This window comes from Grimontia sp. SpTr1, assembly GCF_947387585.1.
Taxonomy (GTDB): domain Bacteria; phylum Pseudomonadota; class Gammaproteobacteria; order Enterobacterales; family Vibrionaceae; genus Enterovibrio; species Enterovibrio indicus.
Window position 1 is genome coordinate 268,831 of sequence record NZ_CANDOD010000002.1, and the last position, 19,119, is coordinate 287,949.

Here is a 19,119-nt window from a genome sequence, read left to right on the forward strand (position 1 = left end):
ATATATATCAAGACAAAACGAGTTAGGTTTGAGCAATGCGTATATTGACCCTGCAGTTTGTCGGTATTTAGCCGTACGCTAAACGGTTATATTTGCAACCTGCTCAACAAAAGTCAGAACAAAAAGGATGTACGAGATGGACACTAACTTTAAAGACCCGTTTAACTTTGCTTATTTCTTGGGAATGATTGCTGTACTGCTCATTCCTACGCTGCCAGCCACCTTGACCTGGATTGGCATGCTAAGCAGATAAAACCTTGTTTGGGAGGAAGAGTGCAAGAATCGATTAAACGCATACTGCTTCTGAGTATCGGATGGGTCTGTGTACTGTTAGGTGTGATTGGCATCTTCCTTCCATTATTACCAACAACCCCCTTTATGCTTCTTGCGAGCGCATGTTTCATGCGTGGCTCTCCCCGTATCGCTCACTGGCTCCATAACCATCCAACCTTTGGTCCGGCCATCAATAACTGGAATGAGCACCGGGCTATTGATAAGAAAATTAAGCGACGGGCAACTGTCTTTATCGTGCTCAGCTTCTCACTCTCTATCGCGATTGTTCCCGAGCTTTGGCACAAGGTCATGCTAGTGACCATGTGTGTCGCACTTTTATTTTGGTTTAACCGTTTGCGTGAAATCGAACCTGTTGCCGGAGCCTCAGAAAATACATAACATGAGCGCTTCGTCTCCCCATCGGCTGGCTATTGAAAGCGGGCGTAAATGGGGTCATTTACTTCCAGCATTACCGGAAGCCACATACCGTGGTGAGTCATTATGAGCCAAGACAAAATCGCATTTATCAAAGACAGCATTAAAACCATTCCTGACTATCCAAAACCAGGCATTATGTTCCGCGACATCACTAGTCTGATGGAAAACGCAGAAGCCTATAGAGCGACCATTGGTTTGCTTGTGGAAAAATACAAAGATCAGGGCTTCACAAAAATTGTGGGTACTGAGTCTCGTGGCTTTCTGTTTGGAGCGCCATTGGCACTGGAATTAGGCGTCGGTTTTGTTCCTGTTCGTAAACCAGGAAAGCTGCCACGTGAAGTGATCAGCGAAAGCTATGAACTGGAATACGGCACAGACAAGCTCGAAATTCACACGGATGCTATCGTTGAAGGCGACAAAGTACTGATGGTTGATGACCTGCTTGCGACTGGCGGTACGATTGAAGCAACCACTAAACTAATCCGCCGTTTGGGTGGTAATGTCGCCCATGCTGCATTTATCATCAATCTGCCAGAAATTGGCGGAGAAAAACGTCTTCAAGAGAATGGCATTGACGTTTACAGCATCTGCCAATTTGACGGTCATTAATCGAGCGTTCAAACCGTTGGAGCGAGAAGAGCGTGATCGTCAAGATCGCGCTCTTTTTACGTCTGTGCTAGCATGGCAGCAGACTATTGGAAGAATTTATAACGCATGAGTTATCAGGTACTAGCCAGAAAATGGCGACCACACCAGTTCCAAGATGTGGTTGGCCAATCCCATGTATTGACCGCTTTAGCGAATGCGCTCGATCACAATCGTTTGCATCACGCCTATCTGTTCAGCGGCACACGCGGTGTGGGTAAGACCACTATTGCCCGCATCTTTGCCAAAGGCTTGAATTGTGAGCAAGGTGTGACTTCAACGCCTTGTGGTGTGTGCTCAACCTGTCAGGAAATCGATCAGGGCAGGTTTGTTGACCTGTTGGAGATTGATGCGGCATCTCGCACCAAAGTAGAAGACACGCGTGACCTTCTAGACAACGTTCAGTACAAACCCGCTCGTGGTCGCTACAAAGTCTATCTGATAGATGAAGTGCACATGCTCTCGCGCCACAGCTTTAACGCGTTACTCAAAACACTCGAAGAGCCGCCTGAGTACGTAAAATTTCTGCTAGCGACCACTGATCCACAAAAGCTGCCAGTCACCATTCTGTCGCGTTGTCTGCAATTCCATTTGAAGCATTTGGACGCCACGCAGATAAAAGATCAATTGTCACACGTTCTCGAGCAAGAAACGGTTTCAGCAGAGCCTAGAGCACTGTCCTTTATCGCACGTGCGGCTGAAGGCAGTATGCGTGATGCGCTATCGCTGACTGATCAAGCGATTGCTTTAGGTAATGGCAGTGTTCTCGAAGGCCAAGTATCAGAAATGCTGGGCACTTTGAGCACCGATCAGGCGATCTTACTGCTGGAAGCGTTGGCAGAAGGCCATGCAAACCATGTGATGCAGTGCTTGACGCACTTAGCCGAAGTGGGTGTTGAGTGGGATGGACTATTAAAAGAAATAGCGGGGCAATTGCATCGCGTGGCCATGGCGCAAGCCTTACCTGAGTCTGTTGATGCTTCATCTCCGGATGCAGAACGTATTTTGATGCTGGGTCAATCCATCTCTCCGCAAGATGTACAACTTTACTACCAGATTGCGTTGCAGGGACGTCAGGATTTGCCTTATGCACCGGATGGGCGTGCAGGTCTTGAGATGGTGTTGCTGCGAATGCTGGCATTTAGGCCAGTCACGTCTCAGCAATATCAGCCTTCTGTGGTTAGCGTCCCTACGAATGAAGTAGGGAAAGCACCAGCGGTGTCTGCACCTCAGTCCAACTCCAGGCTTGAAACGTTAAAAGCACAGGTTGAAGCTAGTCGTACAGTGAGTAAGGCTGCTCCTGCTCCTGCTCCTGCTCCTGCTCCTGCTCCTGCTCCTGCTCCTGCGCAGCCAGCGCTTAATCCAACGCAGTCTCAACCTATTCAAGCTGCTCAGCCGAATGTGGTTCAGGACGATCCTCAGATGTCTGCGCATATGGCAGCGATGGAGATGGAAGCGCAGCGGGAAACTGAGTCCCATGCTGACTACGATTTGCCGTCTCAACCAACGGTAGTAACATCACCTCAGCAGCCTCAGCAGCCTCAGCAGCCTCAGCAGCCTCAGCAGCCTCAGCAGCCTCAGCAGCCTCAGCAGCCTCAGCAGCCTCAGCAGCCTCAGCAGCCTCAGCAGCCTCAGCAGCAAGCTCCTTCTTCCGCAGGGAGTCTGGTGGCGGCCCGCAACATGTTGAGAAGTCGGGTTCGTCAGCAAGAGGGCCAATCGCCAAAAAAGGGTAGTGCGGCAACAGCCGGCGGTGATGCACTGTCGGTTATCGACCGGATCGCAGCAAAACATAAGCCTGCTGATCCTGCTGTTTTCCAACAAGCATCGATGCCGAATGAAAGTGCCGCCACCCAAGATGAAGCCTATCGTTGGAAACCGACTAAGTTAGAAACGGCCGAAGAAAAGCCCGTTACTGTTACGCCGGATAAGATTAAAAAAGCGCTTCAACACGAGCGCACCCCGGAAATGCGCGATAAGCTGGAAAAAGAGTCGATTGAATTGGACGAGTGGAGTCGCATTGCCAGTGCATTGGAAGCACCTCGATTGGTCAAGCAGATGGCATTGAACGCATCCATGGAACGACACGGCGATCAAATCAATCTTTGTTTGCGTAGTGAGCAAGCGCACTTGAACACTGAAAAAGCACAGGCTGCCTTGCTTGAAGCTTTGAGCAATCAGCTGGGTACTTCAATTACTTTGTCTGTCGCGCAGGGAGAAGCGGGAACAACACCACTGGAATGGCGTGACAGGCTTTATACAGAAAAACTGACTCAGGCTTCACAAAGCCTGAGTGATGATCCCAATGTTCGCTTTATCTGCCAGCGTTTTGCCGCGCAGCTGGATGAAGAGAGCGTTAGACCTATATAAACCTAAAAGGGCTGTGATTTAGATATCTCAGCGCAAAGCTACATAGAGAGAAGAGTATGTTTGGTAAAGGCGGAATGGGCAACCTGATGAAGCAGGCGCAGCAAATGCAAGAGCGCATGCAGAAGATGCAGGAAGAAATTGCGAATATGGAAGTCACCGGCGAAGCGGGTGCGGGCCTGGTAAAAGTGACCATCACCGGCAGCCACAGTGTTCGTCGCGTTGAACTGGACGACAGCCTGATGGAAGACGACAAAGACATGCTGGAAGACCTGATTGCTGCTGCCTTTAACGATGCAGCGCGTCGCATTGAAGAAGCTCAGAAAGAGAAAATGGCTTCAGTCACTGGTGGCATGCAGATGCCACCAGGCTTTAAAATGCCATTCTAAGTATGCGTACAAGCCAACTGCTTGAGCAGTTGATGGAAGCCTTGCGTTGTTTGCCTGGGGTCGGTCCCAAGTCAGCACAGCGCATGGCTTTTCATCTTCTGCAACGTAATCGCCAAGGTGGTGTGAAGCTTTCTGAAGCGTTACTTTCTGCGATGACAGATATCGGACATTGCGGTAAATGCAGGACCTTTACTGAGGAAGAGGAGTGTGCGATTTGTGCTAATCCCCGTCGTCAGGAAAACGGTCAGATCTGTGTGGTAGAAAGCCCTGCTGATATTGCTGCGATTGAAGCTACTGGCCAATACTCTGGCCGTTACTTTGTTCTTATGGGGCATTTATCACCACTTGATGGAATTGGCCCTTCTGATATCGGTTTGGATTTGTTGGAAAAGCGTTTATCGTCAGAGTCAATTTCTGAGCTTATCCTAGCAACTAACCCAACGGTAGAAGGTGAAGCGACAGCGCATTACATCAGTGAGCTTTGTCTGGAACATAGCGTCATTGCTAGCCGCATCGCACACGGTGTGCCAATGGGCGGAGAGTTGGAGTTGGTGGATGGTACCACGCTCTCTCATTCGATTATTGGACGTCACCGTCTGGGATAAAAAAGGCCGCTTAGCGGCCTTTTTAGTTTTTGTCGATCACGACTTGCTGTAAAGCACCAGCGAACCATGGTTCAAACTGGTAAGCAGCAGTGAACCGTCATTCAATACATCAATGCGGCGAACCTTTTCAGCGCCTAGGCGGTAGAAAGTGCGCACCAGAGTCAGGTCCTCCTCTGAAAACTCCGCGGTATCTCCGGTCGTCACATCTTTGATGCTACCGAGCTTGAGTTTCAGATAGCCGCCACTGATTTCCCATTCACCAGACTCGGAAATCGACATCACCACTTGAGTATTCTGCTCTTCATTTTTCAACACAATTTGAGTGTCACGGGAATAAGTATTATCGGGCAAAAAAACCATATTGCTTTGTTGCTCGGTTTCTGTAAGCCCAGCTACATCACGAAATCTTGCTTCCTCAATGTGATTAATTGTTCGCGACTTCCACTCTTTTGAAAGCAGAAGGTTAGACGTGCGCATATCCTCGCCGAGAAACACCCAAGCGCTGGCAATAAATGATATCAACAACAAGAAAAATGGCCCGAAGCGCTTCATTTGATCACGGCGTCGAGGTGCATGAAGACTCATCGGCATAGTCCGTCGCTCCCTTGCTGGCTGGTAAGAAGAACATAAGTAATGTTGTCATCTGCGTCTTTGGCACTGTGGATATAGTTCAGGGAAATTTGGTTATCTTGACCGCCCGTCACAATCACTTCTTCCAATTCGCGCTCTTCACGATAGAAACCAATGTACTTTTCAACACAGCGCTGAACCATGGGTTGCCATTGGTTGATACGCGCATTGGTCACGGGAATGTAAACCGGTACATCTTCGACCGTTAAGATTTTCCGAAATGCTTCAGATTTAGGAGTGGAGGCAACGTAAAACGCCAGAGGTACCAGCAATGCGAGCACGAATGCCACCCATGAGCCAAGCGGGATTTTCACCGCAATCGGAGCTCTGGGAATGTCCGCTTGTTCTGGCTGAGGTGTCGGTACAGCAACGTCTGTTGGTGACTCTTGGAGCTCGCTTTCAGCCTCAGCGGCTACGATCTCTGCATCCAAAACGTCGTCTTCCATCTCAGTGACAGCAGACTTTGGCAGGTCAACCTCTTGATCGTTATAGACCTCTACTGAACACACTACCTGATATCCGCGTTTTGGCACGGTTTTGACAAACATCGGGCTTTTCGTGGAGTCTTTCAGGCCTTTTCTTAAGGTAGAAATAGATTGTGTCAGGCTGGAATCGTCGACTTCGAAACCTTGCTTACGCCATACAAAGTCGTGGATTCGGTTTCGGGTGACAATAGCGTGAGGCTCTTCTATCAGAACCATCAATACTCGGCACTCGTTACTGCCCAGTCGGATCAATTCGTTATTTTCATAAAGATCAATCAAAGAACTGTCGCTGGGAGAAAAAACAAAACGCTCTCCCAGAAGGTAACGGTTCGATTTATTTAACATTCGATTTACTTACCTGCGCGAATCTTGAAAAGTTTGGCGGGTTAACCTCTAAATTGGAGGTGAATAGCGCCTAAATTGGCTAAAAATAAAGACGATTATACCTGAAATGCGAAAAATAGCTCAAGAAATCAAAAATTCCTTGCCTGCCCTTGAATTGGAAAATTGCGACCATATTTACAGGAAGTGATTCAATCAAAATACATTTAGTTTGGGGTTAAAATGAGCGATCAAGCGACTCTACAAAGTAAGGAAACTCGTGGTTTCCAATCTGAAGTGAAGCAACTGCTGCACTTGATGATCCACTCACTCTATTCCAACAAAGAGATCTTCCTACGTGAACTGATCTCTAATGCATCGGATGCATCTGACAAGCTGCGCTTCAAGGCACTGTCTGATTCTGCACTGTATGAGAATGATGGTGATCTTCGTGTCCGTCTGAGCGTCAACAAAGAAGCGGGCACTTTGACTGTTGAAGACAACGGCATTGGTATGAGCCGCGACGAGGTGATTGAAAACCTTGGTACGATTGCAAAATCCGGCACTGCAGATTTCTTTAAACAACTTTCAGAAGACCAATCGAAAGATAGCCAACTGATTGGTCAGTTCGGTGTGGGCTTTTATTCTGCTTTCATTGTGGCCGACAAAGTCACTGTAGCGACCCGCGCGGCAGGCACTGATGCTTCAGAGGGTGTGCAGTGGGAATCTGCTGGTGAAGGTGAATACACCATCGAAGGCATTGAAAAAACCACTCGCGGTACTTCGATTACTCTTCACCTTCGTGAAGAGGATAAGGAGTTTCTCGACGAGTGGCGTTTGCGCGACGTGATTGGTAAATACTCCGATCACATCGGCATTCCTGTAGAAATGTGGGAACAAGAGCGCGACGAAGAAGGTACAGAAACTGGCGAAGGTAAATGGGAAAAGGTCAATAAAGCTCAGGCGCTGTGGACTCGTTCCAAATCAGACATTTCTGATGAAGAATACAATGAGTTCTATAAGCATCTCTCCCACGATTTTGCTGACCCACTGCAGTGGAGCCACAACCGCGTAGAAGGTAAAAACGACTACACCAGCCTTCTTTACATTCCATCTAAAGCTCCGTGGGATATGTTCAACCGCGATCATAAACACGGCCTCAAGCTTTACGTGCAGCGCGTGTTCATCATGGATGATGCGTCGCAGTTTATGCCAAGCTACCTGCGCTTTGTCCGTGGTTTGATTGACTCGAACGATCTGCCATTGAACGTCTCCCGCGAAATACTGCAAGACAATAAAGTGACTCAGTCTTTGCGTAATGCCTGCACCAAGCGTGTTCTGACCATGCTTGAGCGTTTGGCAAACAATGACGCGGACAAATACCAGAGTTTCTGGAAAGAATTTGGTTTGGTACTGAAAGAAGGTCCAGCGGAAGATTTCTCAAATCGTGAGAAAGTCGCTGGCTTACTGCGCTTTGCTTCGACTGAAACAGACAGCAGTGAACAAACCGTTTCTCTTGCTGACTATGTATCTCGCATGAAGGAAGAGCAGGACAAGATTTACTACCTGACTGCAGATTCTTATCAGGCAGCAAAAAACAGTCCTCACTTAGAGCAATTCAAAGCCAAAGGTATTGAAGTCATTCTGATGTATGACCGTATCGATGAATGGCTGATGAGCTATCTGCCTGAGTTTGATGGCAAGCAATTCCAGGCGATCACTAAAGCTGACTTGGACCTCAGCAAGTTTGAAGATGACGCTGAGAAAGAGAAACGCGAAGAAACCGAAAAAGAGTTTGCGTCTGTGGTTGATCGAACCAAAGCATATCTCGGTGACCGTGTGAAAGATGTTCGTCCTACCTTCAAACTGTCTGGCACACCTGCTGTGGTGGTCACCGATCAGTTTGAAATGGGTACACAGATGGCGAAGCTACTGGCTGCGGCTGGGCAAGAAGCGCCAGAAGTGAAATACATCTTTGAGATGAACCCAGAGCACACTCTGGTGAAGCAAATGGCTGACGAAGCGGACGAAGAAGTGTTCGGACGCTGGGTTGAGATGCTGTTGGGTCAGGCGATGCTTGCAGAGCGCGGCTCGATGGATGACCCATCTCAATTCCTGAGTGCGGTGAACCAACTTCTGACTAAAGGCTAATTGCATAACGATTCATTTTCGTTATTAATATGACCGAGCCCAGCGGGAATGCTGGGCTTATTAACTTCAATACCTAAACGATTTTGTGATCCATAGCCTCTTCTTTTGCCGACCCAATGTCGAATGAAGAAACTAAGAGACCTGAGCCGATGTCAGCGCCAATTGTGTTGAAAACGTCGGGCACGAGGTTGTTTAGGTATCAATATACGTGTATGTTTCGTGTTTTTGCGAAACTCCAAAGTAAATAAAGGGGATAACTATGCGCATCATTCTTCTGGGCGCACCAGGTGCAGGTAAAGGGACTCAAGCGCAGTTCATCATGGAAAAATATGGTATTCCACAAATTTCCACTGGTGACATGCTGCGTGCAGCAATCAAAGCCGGCACCGAGCTGGGCAAACAGGCGAAAGCAGTTATCGACGCGGGCCAACTGGTATCTGACGATATCATCCTTGGTCTGGTTAAAGAGCGCATTGCACAAGAAGACTGTGCGAAAGGCTTCCTTCTGGACGGCTTCCCACGCACTATTCCACAGGCAGATGGCCTGAAAGACATCGGCGTAGTGGTTGACTATGTACTGGAATTCGACGTGCCAGACAGCGTTATCGTTGAGCGTATGAGTGGTCGCCGCGCGCACTTGGCTTCTGGCCGTACTTACCACGTTGTTTACAACCCGCCTAAAGTGGAAGGTAAAGACGACGTGACTGGCGAAGATCTGGTTGTTCGTGACGACGACAAAGAAGAAACCGTACGTGCGCGTCTGGGTGTATACCACGACCAAACAGCGCCACTGATCGCTTACTACTCGAAAGAAGCAGAAGCAGGCAACACCAAGTACCTGAAATTTGATGGTACTCAGCAAGTTGCTGAAGTCAGCGAAGAAATCGCTAAAGCGCTGGATTAATAGCCCCAGTGTTTAAGAAAAGGGCAATCACTATGATTGCCCTTTTTTGATCTTTTTCTCCCAAAGAAAAGTAGTGGTATCCTCGGGGTAAAACAATCTGTGTTGCAGGACGAAATGGAAAACAAAAACAACAAAGTAGGAGTGTTGCTGGCTAACCTCGGCACACCGGAAGCACCGACCGCACAAGCAGTAAAAGCCTTTCTCAGTGAATTCCTTCATGATCAGCGTGTCGTCGATATGACACGTTGGCTATGGTGCCCGCTATTGCACGGGATTATCTTGCCTGTGCGTTCTCCCAAGGTGGCAAAGCTCTATCAAACCGTCTGGATGGATGAAGGTTCACCACTGATGGTTTACTCCAAACGCCAAAAAGCCGCGTTGGAGCGTGAAACCGGACTGCCTGTGGAGCTGGGTATGACCTATGGCAGCCCAAGCATTCTGACGGGAATTGAAGCATTGAAAGCGAGGGGCTGTAATAAAATTCTCGTGCTGCCGCTTTATCCACAGTACTCCCGCACTACGACGGCGGCTGTTTTCGATAAAATTGCGAAATCACTGAAGCAAATGCCTGAATTGCCGGAGTTCCGTTTTGTGAATCACTACTACAGTGAAGACAGCTATATCGAAGCGCTGGCGCAATCAGTCGAAGCGCATTGGGCCGAGCACGGTAAACCTGACATGCTGCTTTGCTCTTATCACGGTATTCCTAAACGCTACGCAGATAACGGTGACCCATACCAAACACACTGTTTAGGGACAACAGAAAAACTGGTGGCAAGATTGTCCAGCGATGTACCACTGAAAACGACATTCCAGTCGCGTTTTGGACGTGAAGAGTGGCTGCAGCCATATACAGACAAGACCCTTGAGACGTTGCCTGGTGAGGGAATAAAACGTCTGGATGTTATTACGCCAGCATTCTCTGCGGATTGTTTGGAGACATTGGAAGAGATTTCCGAGCAGTGCCATGAGAGCTTTATGGAAGCTGGCGGCGAGTCATTCAGATACATCCCTTGCCTCAATGATTCTCCTGCTCATATCGACATGATGAAGCTGTTGGTAGAACGAAATACCAAAGGTTGGTAACGCCTTCTTTTCATTTTCGTTTATGCCCGGGCTGATTTTTCACCCGGGCATATTTTTGTCCGAGAGATTCCTCGTTGAAATTTGTGTGATAGAATTCGCACTTTCGCCACAACAACGACGCATTGAATCATGAAATTCCCGGGCCAACGCAAGTCAAAGCATTACTTTCCTGTCCATGCACGCGATCCACTATTGGTGCAAGCAAGCGAGCAGCGCAAGCTGAAACGTCCACATGTTATCGGTATCGACCAGACGCTGGTGGATATTGAAGCGAAAGTAGCCGACGACTTCGTTGCGAAATACGAGTTGAGTAAAGGGCATTCTTTGGTGATTGATGACAAGCGCGCAGAAGCGCTGTATCAAGAGCTAAAAGATAACAACATGGTTAGTCACGAGTTTGCAGGCGGTACTATTGGTAATACGTTGCACAACTACTCAACGCTTGCCGACGACAAATCTATTCTGCTTGGTGTCATGAGCCAAGACATCACCATCGGCAGCTATGCATATCGCTATCTTTGTAACACTTCAAGCCGCATGGACCTTAACTACTTACAGGCAGTTCAGGGCCCAATTGGTCGTTGTTACACGCTGATCAGTGAAGAAGGTGAGCGTACTTTCGCTATCAGCGAAGGTTTGATGAACCAGCTTCATGCAGACTCTATCCCAGAGCATATCTTCAAAAATGCTTCTGCTTTGGTACTGACCGCTTATCTGGTTCGCTGTAAAGAAGGCGACCCGATGCCGGAAGCGACCATGAAAGCGATAGAATATGCGAAGATACACGATGTGCCAGTGGTGATGACCATGGGCACCAAGTACGTGATTCAGAACAATCCACAATGGTGGCGTGACTTCTTGTCAGAGCATGTTTCTGTCGTTGCAATGAACGAAGAAGAAGCAGAAGCGCTGACTGGCGAGTCTGATCCTTTGTTGGCGGCAGATAAAACCCTTGAGTGGGTAGACATGGTGTTGTGTACAGCAGGTCCTGTGGGACTTTACATGGCTGGCTATACCGAAGAAGAAGCCAAACGTGAAACTAGCTTACCGTTGTTGCCTGGCTCAATTGCCGAATTCAACCGTTACGAATTCAGCCGCCCAATGAAAAAGTCGGACTGTGAAAACCCATTCAAGGTTTACTCACACATTGCGCCTTACATGGGTGGCCCAGAACGTATAAAGAATACCAACGGTGCAGGTGACGGCGCGCTGTCAGCGGTACTACACGATATGTCAGCAAACCGCTATCACCGTGATAACGTGCCAAACTCCAGCAAGCACGCCCATTCGTTTCTGACCTACAGCTCGTTCTCTCAGGTATGTAAATACGCGAACCGCGTAAGCTATGAAGTGCTGGCGCAGCATTCACCACGTTTGTCTCGTGGCCTGCCAGAGAAAGAGGATTCTTTAGAAGAAGCGTACTGGGAACGCTAAATCACTGCCTTATTTGGCACTTATGCGGCGTTGATTTCATGATTTCTCTATGTCACTTAGTGGACTAAGCTCCTGAGCAGAAATCAATTTGTCGCCTTGTCTAAGTACCAATTAAATTGTGATTGCCTATTTCGTAAAGAAAAATCCGCCACGAGGGCGGATTTTTTATTTGGTAGGGAGAACGACTCGAATGAACCGAAGTCGTTGGGCTTAAGACAGCTTCTTAGCCCACGTGTTCGTCGCGCGGACGAGTATGCGATAAAGGGTATCAAAAGACGCTTTGGGCTCAAGGATGGGATCTTCGATATCGCCAAGGCCAATCCATTGGCCAATTAGCATGGTTTTACCTCTCGAACCTGGAGAGAGCAGCGCGACTTCCTCAATATGCTCATGGGACATCACCAAAATTAAATCAAACCTATCGCAAAGCTCTGGCGAAAGCTGACGCGCATTGTGGTTAGAAATATCAAGGCCATTTTTGTGACATACTTGCTGGCTATATGGATGAGCCATTGCGTCAAGAAGATTGCTCTTGGTAACTGCAGTACCAGCTGATTCAATGACTAATTCTGGCAAGAGCTTTTTTAGCAGAGCCTCTGCGATTGGCGATCGGCAGATATTCCCAGTACACACCACGAGAATGCGTTTAAACATGTTCTGCTTCCTTTAAGCGTTCAGCGTGATTTGTATTTGGAGGTATAGTGACCAATTGCCCCATAGCAGGTAAAGCCGCGCAGGCATTGGCAATGAAGAGTATCAGAATAAATGTCAGCGCATTCGCCATTGGCTGAAGGTTAAAATCCACACTGATATGAATGAGCATACCAATGATGGACATGATACAACCCAGCGCTATTCCTTTCATTGTTCGGCTATGTCTTTTCCGAATCGTATGGAAGGCGCGCGCAAAGGCCAAAAGTACCACGATGCCTAAAAGCAATGTCGCTGGAATTCCTGCTTCGACCATAAACTGGATATAGTCATTATGGGCATGGTCATAGAACCCAATATCGGCCTTGGAATACATGGGAAAGATCGTGTAAAAGCTCGCCATACCAGTGCCGGTGAAAGGGAAGTCCCTGATAATATCCAGTGACCATACCACCACCTGATCGCGGGACTCCGCGCCAAGGGAGGTTTCAACCAAGCGCTGTTTAACCTTTTCCAGCCCGAACAAGGCACCCACAACGATTGTATCGACAGCGATAACACTGCCCACCAAGACGGTTAACGCGCGTGGCTTATTTTTATAAAACACCAATGCAAGTAAGCCACCGATAGCTGTCGCCGCAAAAAAAGCAGTATTTCCCATTCTAGAACGTGTCATTACCAACGCAATCACCATGATCACAAGGCAGAGGCGTATGTACATTTTCCGGCTGAGAATGCCTTCCATCAGTCTTTTAACAAACATATGGCGCGATTCGGAAGGGGTAGTGTGAAGCTGAGAGACGATAAGGCCAATGCCCATACAGAGCGTCATCATCAAGTAGTTCGCTAGGTGGTTCTTGTAGACAAAAGAGCCAGTGGCAATCCCTTTTTCACTATAACCAAACACCAGGCTCTCTTTGATATCAAGCAAAACGACTATTGCTGCATAGAAGGCCTGTAAGGTGCCGCTAACCACAATTACCAATACAACTTGCTTAAGCCGCTTACTGGAGTTCACGAGATATATGGCGTTGAAAACCAGCATGGTATAGGCAATCCCTTTGAAAAGAGACGCCAATGTCATTCGAGAATCAAGGGAAATAAAACCGTCGGGCGCTCCGACGAGTTGGTAAATCTCGGCACTTTTTCCAGAAAAGAAGGCTAGCACTTCCCAAGGAAGAGGAAGAGTTTGAAACAATACCCATAGCTGGAACAGTGCCAAACCAGAAAGAAGCCATTTGTACTGCTTTAACGGCTCGAAAGGTAAATTCCCCCGATAGGCGATGATCAGTAGTATTGATTGAAATGCTATCCAGAATTCAGCAATTGACCATGCCCAATCTCGATTACTCCCAAGGGGGATAGGTAACCAAATGATAAGCGCGAGTAGGGAATAGAACGAGGATTTTTCAATAGACGCCATGTGAATCACTCAATTTGTGAGTACAACAAAAAGCCCAACGAACGCTGGGCTTTGGTGGGGTGAATCTTTTCTAAAAATGATTAGTTTGGAGAGATGACGTCTTCACCACCCCCACCTTGGCCGCCTACTGCCGGCGATGATGGAGGAGCAGGGCCAGCTGCAGCGGTCTGAATACCAGCCGCGGTCGCTTCTGCGATTTCTGTTGGGTCAAGCCCAGCCAACAGTGCCGCAGTTGTAATGTTTTCGTTGGCAATACCTGCATCTCGTGCGAACTGCGCGATTTCAATCGCTTTGCCCGGCGCGGCGGTCATTGCTGCTTGAATCGCGAATTGAGGGTCGACGCCTTCCATCTCCAACAATAAAGAGAGGATTTCAACTGCGAACTCGGCGTTTTCCAACAAAACGTTCTGGTATGTTTCTTCGCTTGGAACATCACCGAGTTGTGAAATGATGGATTGACGTTGTTCGTCACTTTCGAAAGCAAAGGCCATTGATGACAAAGCCAAGCTAGTTACACCAAAAATGGTGGCGGTGATCTTCATGTTTTTTCCTTGAAAGTGGTTTCAAGATTCTGATTAAAAAGACTATATCAAAGTTAAGATGATGAAAGATAACTTCGGAGCAATTCGAAAAGCTCGATCAGTGAATGGCTTTTGTTTTTGAACGAAGTGTCGCAATTACACTGCAAAAATATGTACCAAGCAGTACGCCAAAAACATTGACGGTCATATCCAGCCAGGAAAACTGTCTTGATGGAATTAAATACTGTAGCAATTCATCTAGCACTACCAAGACTAAGACAGTTAGGGTCGGGACTGACAACCTAAAGTGGGGCGTTCTTTGAGTTGTAAGCCAACAAAGCAGGCCTAGGAAAAACGAGGCAAAAAAATGGAGATATATATCGCCGCCGATCATAACTTCCGTTGCTCGAACCTGATTTGCGAAAATACCGAATGATTTTAGAACTGAGGCGCTACCAAATAGAATTACAAAAACAACAAGCATTAACAAAGGATATTTAGATACGTTAGCCACAAGCTTGAATCCTAACTTTGTTAAATGCTAAAAGATTACAAATTCGTTGTTTACCGCTTGAATAGGCCACTGTGGTGTTAAGTGCAGGCCGATATCGCCAAACTTTCCCGATCTCCAGAAGGTTATGTATCGCATGCAGTTTAGCGCTTTCATCAATCAGCTCCCAATTCGAATAAGCATAATCGATATCTGCAAGAATTGTTGAGTGGGTAAGAGGTCCAAAATGACGAGCAAAACTCAGCATTTGGGACTGAAGCTTAAGCTCCCCCCTTTCCTTGTAAATTGATGAAAGCTCGACGTAGCTAGGAGACCAAGTAGGCCTTAACCTTAGACTCTTTTGCAGGAGCGTAGTCAGCTGGTCGGTATCTTTGCTGCCACTTAGATATGCACTCCATTGGTACAATTTTGCACTTAGCGAGTAATCGTATGCTGAAGCTGGAGATACTGAAGCTAGGGTATGAGCTAACAGAGACATCGAAGTAGTGTTGTAGTTCGCTGTTGTGTAATCCTGTAGATTCGAAAGGGCTTCTGTTCCAGCGTTTCTATACATTGATTTATAGAACTGTAGTGAGGCAAAAGATAAAACGCTACAGATAATGAAACAATGAAAGACAAGTAGTAATTTTCTATTCATTTGGGTTTCTAAAAGTGGTTTGTCAGAAAAGAGACTTTTAAAGGTGGCTTACCTAATCACTACCAAACAAATCACGTGTGTACACCTTCTCAATGACATCGGCTAACTCTTCTGTCATACGGTTAGAAACTATAACGTCTGCCTTTGATTTGAACACGTTAAAATCGGTTAGCACTTCTGAATGGAAGAACTCTTTCTCTGTCAAAACTGGCTCATAAACGATTACCTCGACGCCTTTAGCTTTGATGCGTTTCATAACTCCCTGTATCGATGAGGCCCTGAAATTGTCGGATCCGGACTTCATGATTAGCCTATAGATACCAACTACCTTTGGATTTTTTGAAAGAATTGATTCCGCGATAAAATCTTTACGGGTGGTGTTTGCATCAACAATAGCCCTAATCATATTGTTTGGCACATCTCGATAATTGGCCAAAAGTTGTTTTGTATCTTTTGGTAGGCAGTAGCCACCATAACCAAAAGAAGGATTGTTATAGTGGTTTCCTATGCGTGGGTCTAACCCTACACCCTCTATGATTTGTCGTGTATCTAAGCAATGTTTCTCTGAATAAGTGTCCAGTTCGTTGAAATAGGCTACACGCATTGCTAAATAGGTGTTTGAGAACAACTTTACGGCTTCAGCTTCTGTTGAATCAGTAAAAAGAATATTTATATCCTTCTTCTCTGCGCCTTCAACTAAAAGATTGGCAAAAGTTTCAGCACGTGTACTCCGCTCGCCAATTATAATCCTTGAGGGGTAAAGATTGTCGTAAAGAGCTCTACCTTCGCGTAGAAATTCGGGAGAAAAAATAATATTATCACATCCGAACTCTTTTCTTACTCGATTTGTATACCCAACAGGGACAGTAGATTTAATTATCATTGTTGCTTTTGGGTTTATTGCTATTACATCGCGAATTACAGCTTCAACAGTCTTTGTATCGAAGTTATTAGTATCAGCATCATAATCAGTTGGTGTTGCGATAATGATAAAGTCTGCGTTACTATATGCCTCTACCTTGTCCAACGTTGCTCGTAAATCGAGATCTTTTTCCTTAAGAAAATATTCAATTTCATTGTCTGCTATGGGTGATATTTTATCATTAAGCATTTCGACTTTATTCACGACTACATCTAATGCAATAACGGTATGGTTTTGTGCCAATAAGACGGAGTTGGAAAGACCTACATAGCCTGTTCCTACAACTGCAATTTTCATAATTTCCCTAAATGAGTTAACTAGTAGTTAGACTGGTTATTATTTAGTCAAGCAATCGAGAAGTTAGTAATTATTGAGGTCAGATAGCTAGAAGAGAATCTGACCTCAACCTCGTATCATATAAAATGTATGTATACTAACGTAATGTGCTTGAGCGATAAGAATTATTCAAAAGCCAACTCGGTAGTTCTGATTGTGGTACTTTTCCTTCTTGCGAGATATTAGTCTGATGGTAGGAGTGCTGATTCCAAATGCGAGTTGCGTGAAGCCACTGACTATCTTTGGACTTGAAAGCTCTAACGCCTGAATCATTACCGAATTTAGAGTCGAAGTTATTGGCAACGACTATTAACTCAGCATTGTTATCACCTTCAAGGTCTACAACAATAGGGTATTCATAAAGAGTTCCACTTGAATTGGGTATAACTAAGCGCGCCTTACCGGTATTACCTTCTAGAATGGTAACGTTATACTGGTCCTGGACAATAACTTCATCAAGACCATCATTATCAAAGTCGTATGCGGATACTCCGACTTTATAGCTGATATCCTCAATAGAATAATTCCATACAACATTACCTGATACATCGTACATCCGAACATTATCAACAGATGAAGAAACGATACCCAACTGAGAGTCCTCAAGGAAAATTGATATTGCTTGGACACCACCGCCCTGCTTGGTTATGTCTTCAACCTGCCACTTAAGCGTACCATCATGCTCATAGACTGCTAAAAGTTGATGAGAGTCAGAATTTCGTCCAGGAATAGAAGTAACAAACTCTGGTTCAACATCGTCGTCTAGGTTTGCTACTGCTGAGAACCAAAAGTAGTCATGCTTTTCGTCCGACCACAGCACATCTCCAAATTTATTATATAGTGTCGCGTTTGCAAACACTTCCATTTCACCATCTAGGTCATAATCCAATGCTATTGGATCGGGTCCCCAAGAACTGAATCTGTACATGAAACCGTTTTGATAAGAATAGACACCATTAGTTAGAAGTATCTCTGGGTTTGAGTCTGCATCAATATCTGCAATAACCATATTTCTTACACCGGCGTACTTGATCGTATCCTTTAGTTTTCCTTTATTACTGACAACATAAACTGTCCGTTTGGATTCGTCCCCGACAATGATATCGACAACGCCGTCATTATCCATGTCAGCTATTGCAGGCGAAAATCGTGCGTCAGCCAATATGGCCCCATCACGATAATTCCATAACTCAGAGCCATCTTTACCGCTGATTGCTCTCAATACTCCTTTTTTATATTGATGATCTTTAAAACTAACAAAAACAACATCGGCTATGTCATTATTATTGATTTTTCCATCAAGGTTATCGTCATTGAGTTGACCAACGACTGGTGTCATTATAACTTGATTAAAATCAGGCATGAAATCACTAGACTTCCAATGCCATTTTAATTCTGCAGATATCGGATCTGGTTCATTTTGAAAGGGAAGTTTACCGGTAAATGGTTCAAAACCTAAATGCATTGATCCGCGCCAACTGTTAGCTACAACGCCTACATAAGAAGAACCTGAAGCAGCATGAATATCTGCATTAGGTGCTAATACCATTCCCTCGAGAGCGACACCAGATATTGATAATGAAGTTGCGTCATGAAGATTGAATATCGTCTTCTGTCGATTAAGCGTGAAGTCGGACAAACTAATATTGCTCAAGGGACTAAAGTCAGATTTACTTCCACTGATATTAACAATTACTGTAGCGGTCTCTGGGACGCAACTTAGCGCTAAAGTATGAGACTTTTCCAATTTATACCCATCTACATTGAAAACTTGTAAATCGCTGCTGCAGTCGCCTTCTAAATAAACCCCTCCCCATTTGTTTGTGACAGTACCCGTGCTTTCTAGTTTTTGTAATAGATATGAGTAATTCGTATAGGTGTGTTTCAGATCAGCGAAATCGATAGGTAGTTCTGTATTTCCGCGGATAGTCGCACCAACAGCTAGACCTAATTCGATTGTTTCTGAAACGTTAGATATATCACCGTTTACAACGATGCTACCTTGATATACACGTCCACCTTTGTAGCTAAGATCACCTCCAACTATCAAAGAGTTTTCATGTGCATGAAACTCGACATCTTCAAGCATAATACTGTATCCATTGAGATCAGCATTGTTGTTTACTGCCAGCGGGCCCATGCTTGAAGAATGGGGAGACGAAAAATCGCCAAAAACTAATGCACTATAATCGTTAGTTAGTGCACTTGTATTAGTACTTAACAGTACCAATGCCATGCCAAATATTTTTTTCATTACAATCCCTGATTTTTAAGTGGCGATTACAAATATAATAAGTTACTGTGAAAATTTCTAATGAAGGTTTTTACTTAATTGAAAGTGTCTATTTAAGAATATTAAGGGGTTTTGATTAAGACAAATTATCACGATAGAT

The 19,119-nt window shown here is 45.8% G+C and carries 17 protein-coding genes; 9 read left to right on the plus strand and 8 right to left on the minus strand.

What is annotated here, in order from left to right:
• Positions 1-273: 273 nt before the first annotated feature.
• The 5 genes from QL223_RS05440 (at position 274) to recR (ending at position 4,714) form a co-directional block, all read left to right on the plus strand.
• Entirely contained in the window at positions 274-672 is a 399-nt protein-coding gene (locus tag QL223_RS05440) for a YbaN family protein (protein WP_039849478.1), read from the plus strand.
• 102 nt (positions 673-774) lie between these two features.
• On the plus strand, positions 775-1,320 hold the full coding sequence (gene apt, locus QL223_RS05445) for an adenine phosphoribosyltransferase (protein WP_002535513.1): 546 nt from the start codon (positions 775-777) through the stop codon (positions 1,318-1,320).
• Between the two features lie 105 nt (positions 1,321-1,425).
• Positions 1,426-3,723: a DNA polymerase III subunit gamma/tau gene (dnaX, locus tag QL223_RS05450; RefSeq protein WP_281544123.1), complete on the plus strand. Its 2,298-nt coding sequence runs from the start codon at positions 1,426-1,428 to the stop codon at positions 3,721-3,723.
• 56 nt (positions 3,724-3,779) lie between these two features.
• Entirely contained in the window at positions 3,780-4,109 is a 330-nt protein-coding gene (locus tag QL223_RS05455) for a YbaB/EbfC family nucleoid-associated protein (protein WP_002539630.1), read from the plus strand.
• 2 nt (positions 4,110-4,111) lie between these two features.
• Complete coding sequence (gene recR, locus QL223_RS05460) at positions 4,112-4,714, plus strand: recombination mediator RecR (protein WP_002539629.1); 603 nt, start codon at positions 4,112-4,114, stop codon at positions 4,712-4,714.
• 36 nt (positions 4,715-4,750) lie between these two features.
• On the opposite strand, the gene QL223_RS05465 is transcribed toward recR, so the two are convergent.
• Both QL223_RS05465 and QL223_RS05470 read right to left on the minus strand, forming a co-directional pair.
• Complete coding sequence (locus QL223_RS05465; RefSeq protein ID WP_281544124.1) at positions 4,751-5,305, minus strand: regulatory protein ToxS; 555 nt, start codon at positions 5,303-5,305, stop codon at positions 4,751-4,753.
• A complete protein-coding gene (locus QL223_RS05470; protein WP_281544125.1) occupies positions 5,296-6,174 on the minus strand; it encodes a winged helix-turn-helix domain-containing protein in 879 nt (292 codons plus the stop codon). Before QL223_RS05470 ends, QL223_RS05465 begins: the two co-directional genes overlap by 10 nt.
• Before the next feature lie 219 nt (positions 6,175-6,393).
• Here QL223_RS05470 and htpG point away from each other — a divergent pair, with 219 nt between their 5' ends.
• The 4 genes from htpG to QL223_RS05490 all read left to right on the plus strand — a co-directional run bounded on the left by htpG (position 6,394) and on the right by QL223_RS05490 (position 11,725).
• Positions 6,394-8,301 (plus strand): molecular chaperone HtpG, encoded by a 1,908-nt coding sequence (gene htpG / locus QL223_RS05475; RefSeq protein WP_281544126.1) that lies wholly within the window; start codon positions 6,394-6,396, stop codon positions 8,299-8,301.
• A gap of 259 nt (positions 8,302-8,560) precedes the next feature.
• Positions 8,561-9,205 carry an adenylate kinase gene (adk, locus tag QL223_RS05480; protein ID WP_046305670.1) on the plus strand — a complete coding sequence of 215 codons (645 nt, stop codon included), beginning with the start codon at positions 8,561-8,563 and terminating at the stop codon, positions 9,203-9,205.
• A gap of 114 nt (positions 9,206-9,319) precedes the next feature.
• Positions 9,320-10,291: a ferrochelatase gene (hemH, locus tag QL223_RS05485; RefSeq protein WP_281544127.1), complete on the plus strand. Its 972-nt coding sequence runs from the start codon at positions 9,320-9,322 to the stop codon at positions 10,289-10,291.
• 129 nt (positions 10,292-10,420) lie between these two features.
• A complete protein-coding gene (locus QL223_RS05490; protein ID WP_281544128.1) occupies positions 10,421-11,725 on the plus strand; it encodes an inosine/guanosine kinase in 1,305 nt (434 codons plus the stop codon).
• 210 nt (positions 11,726-11,935) lie between these two features.
• On the opposite strand, the gene QL223_RS05495 is transcribed toward QL223_RS05490, so the two are convergent.
• From QL223_RS05495 to QL223_RS05520, 6 genes are all read right to left on the minus strand, one after another.
• The gene (locus QL223_RS05495) at positions 11,936-12,379 is read right to left on the minus strand and encodes a low molecular weight protein-tyrosine-phosphatase (protein WP_281544129.1); all 444 of its coding nucleotides are present in this window, start codon (positions 12,377-12,379) and stop codon (positions 11,936-11,938) included.
• On the minus strand, positions 12,372-13,799 hold the full coding sequence (locus QL223_RS05500) for an O-antigen ligase family protein (protein WP_281544130.1): 1,428 nt from the start codon (positions 13,797-13,799) through the stop codon (positions 12,372-12,374). Before QL223_RS05500 ends, QL223_RS05495 begins: the two co-directional genes overlap by 8 nt.
• Before the next feature lie 80 nt (positions 13,800-13,879).
• Positions 13,880-14,341, minus strand: a complete 462-nt coding sequence (locus tag QL223_RS05505; RefSeq protein WP_281544131.1) for a hypothetical protein — start codon at positions 14,339-14,341, stop codon at positions 13,880-13,882.
• Positions 14,342-14,438: 97 nt separating this feature from the next.
• Positions 14,439-14,834: a VanZ family protein gene (locus QL223_RS05510; RefSeq protein WP_281544132.1), complete on the minus strand. Its 396-nt coding sequence runs from the start codon at positions 14,832-14,834 to the stop codon at positions 14,439-14,441.
• Positions 14,835-15,520: 686 nt separating this feature from the next.
• Positions 15,521-16,687, minus strand: coding sequence for a nucleotide sugar dehydrogenase (locus QL223_RS05515; RefSeq protein WP_281544133.1), 1,167 nt, complete (start codon positions 16,685-16,687; stop codon positions 15,521-15,523).
• Positions 16,688-16,823: 136 nt separating this feature from the next.
• On the minus strand, positions 16,824-18,980 hold the full coding sequence (locus QL223_RS05520) for a choice-of-anchor A family protein (RefSeq protein ID WP_281544134.1): 2,157 nt from the start codon (positions 18,978-18,980) through the stop codon (positions 16,824-16,826).
• Positions 18,981-19,119 lie beyond the last annotated feature (139 nt).

Coding starts and splice junctions, on each gene's coding strand:
- QL223_RS05505 (WP_281544131.1), bottom strand. CDS start 14,341: ATGAAGATCACCGCCACCATTTTTGGTGTAACTAGCTTGGCTTTGTCA.
- QL223_RS05520 (WP_281544134.1), bottom strand. CDS start 18,980: ATGAAAAAAATATTTGGCATGGCATTGGTACTGTTAAGTACTAATACA.
- hemH (WP_281544127.1), top strand. CDS start 9,320: ATGGAAAACAAAAACAACAAAGTAGGAGTGTTGCTGGCTAACCTCGGC.
- apt (WP_002535513.1), top strand. CDS start 775: ATGAGCCAAGACAAAATCGCATTTATCAAAGACAGCATTAAAACCATT.
- adk (WP_046305670.1), top strand. CDS start 8,561: ATGCGCATCATTCTTCTGGGCGCACCAGGTGCAGGTAAAGGGACTCAA.
- QL223_RS05470 (WP_281544125.1), bottom strand. CDS start 6,174: ATGTTAAATAAATCGAACCGTTACCTTCTGGGAGAGCGTTTTGTTTTT.
- QL223_RS05490 (WP_281544128.1), top strand. CDS start 10,421: ATGAAATTCCCGGGCCAACGCAAGTCAAAGCATTACTTTCCTGTCCAT.
- QL223_RS05455 (WP_002539630.1), top strand. CDS start 3,780: ATGTTTGGTAAAGGCGGAATGGGCAACCTGATGAAGCAGGCGCAGCAA.
- dnaX (WP_281544123.1), top strand. CDS start 1,426: ATGAGTTATCAGGTACTAGCCAGAAAATGGCGACCACACCAGTTCCAA.
- QL223_RS05515 (WP_281544133.1), bottom strand. CDS start 16,687: ATGAAAATTGCAGTTGTAGGAACAGGCTATGTAGGTCTTTCCAACTCC.
- htpG (WP_281544126.1), top strand. CDS start 6,394: ATGAGCGATCAAGCGACTCTACAAAGTAAGGAAACTCGTGGTTTCCAA.
- QL223_RS05465 (WP_281544124.1), bottom strand. CDS start 5,305: ATGCCGATGAGTCTTCATGCACCTCGACGCCGTGATCAAATGAAGCGC.
- QL223_RS05500 (WP_281544130.1), bottom strand. CDS start 13,799: ATGGCGTCTATTGAAAAATCCTCGTTCTATTCCCTACTCGCGCTTATC.
- QL223_RS05495 (WP_281544129.1), bottom strand. CDS start 12,379: ATGTTTAAACGCATTCTCGTGGTGTGTACTGGGAATATCTGCCGATCG.
- recR (WP_002539629.1), top strand. CDS start 4,112: ATGCGTACAAGCCAACTGCTTGAGCAGTTGATGGAAGCCTTGCGTTGT.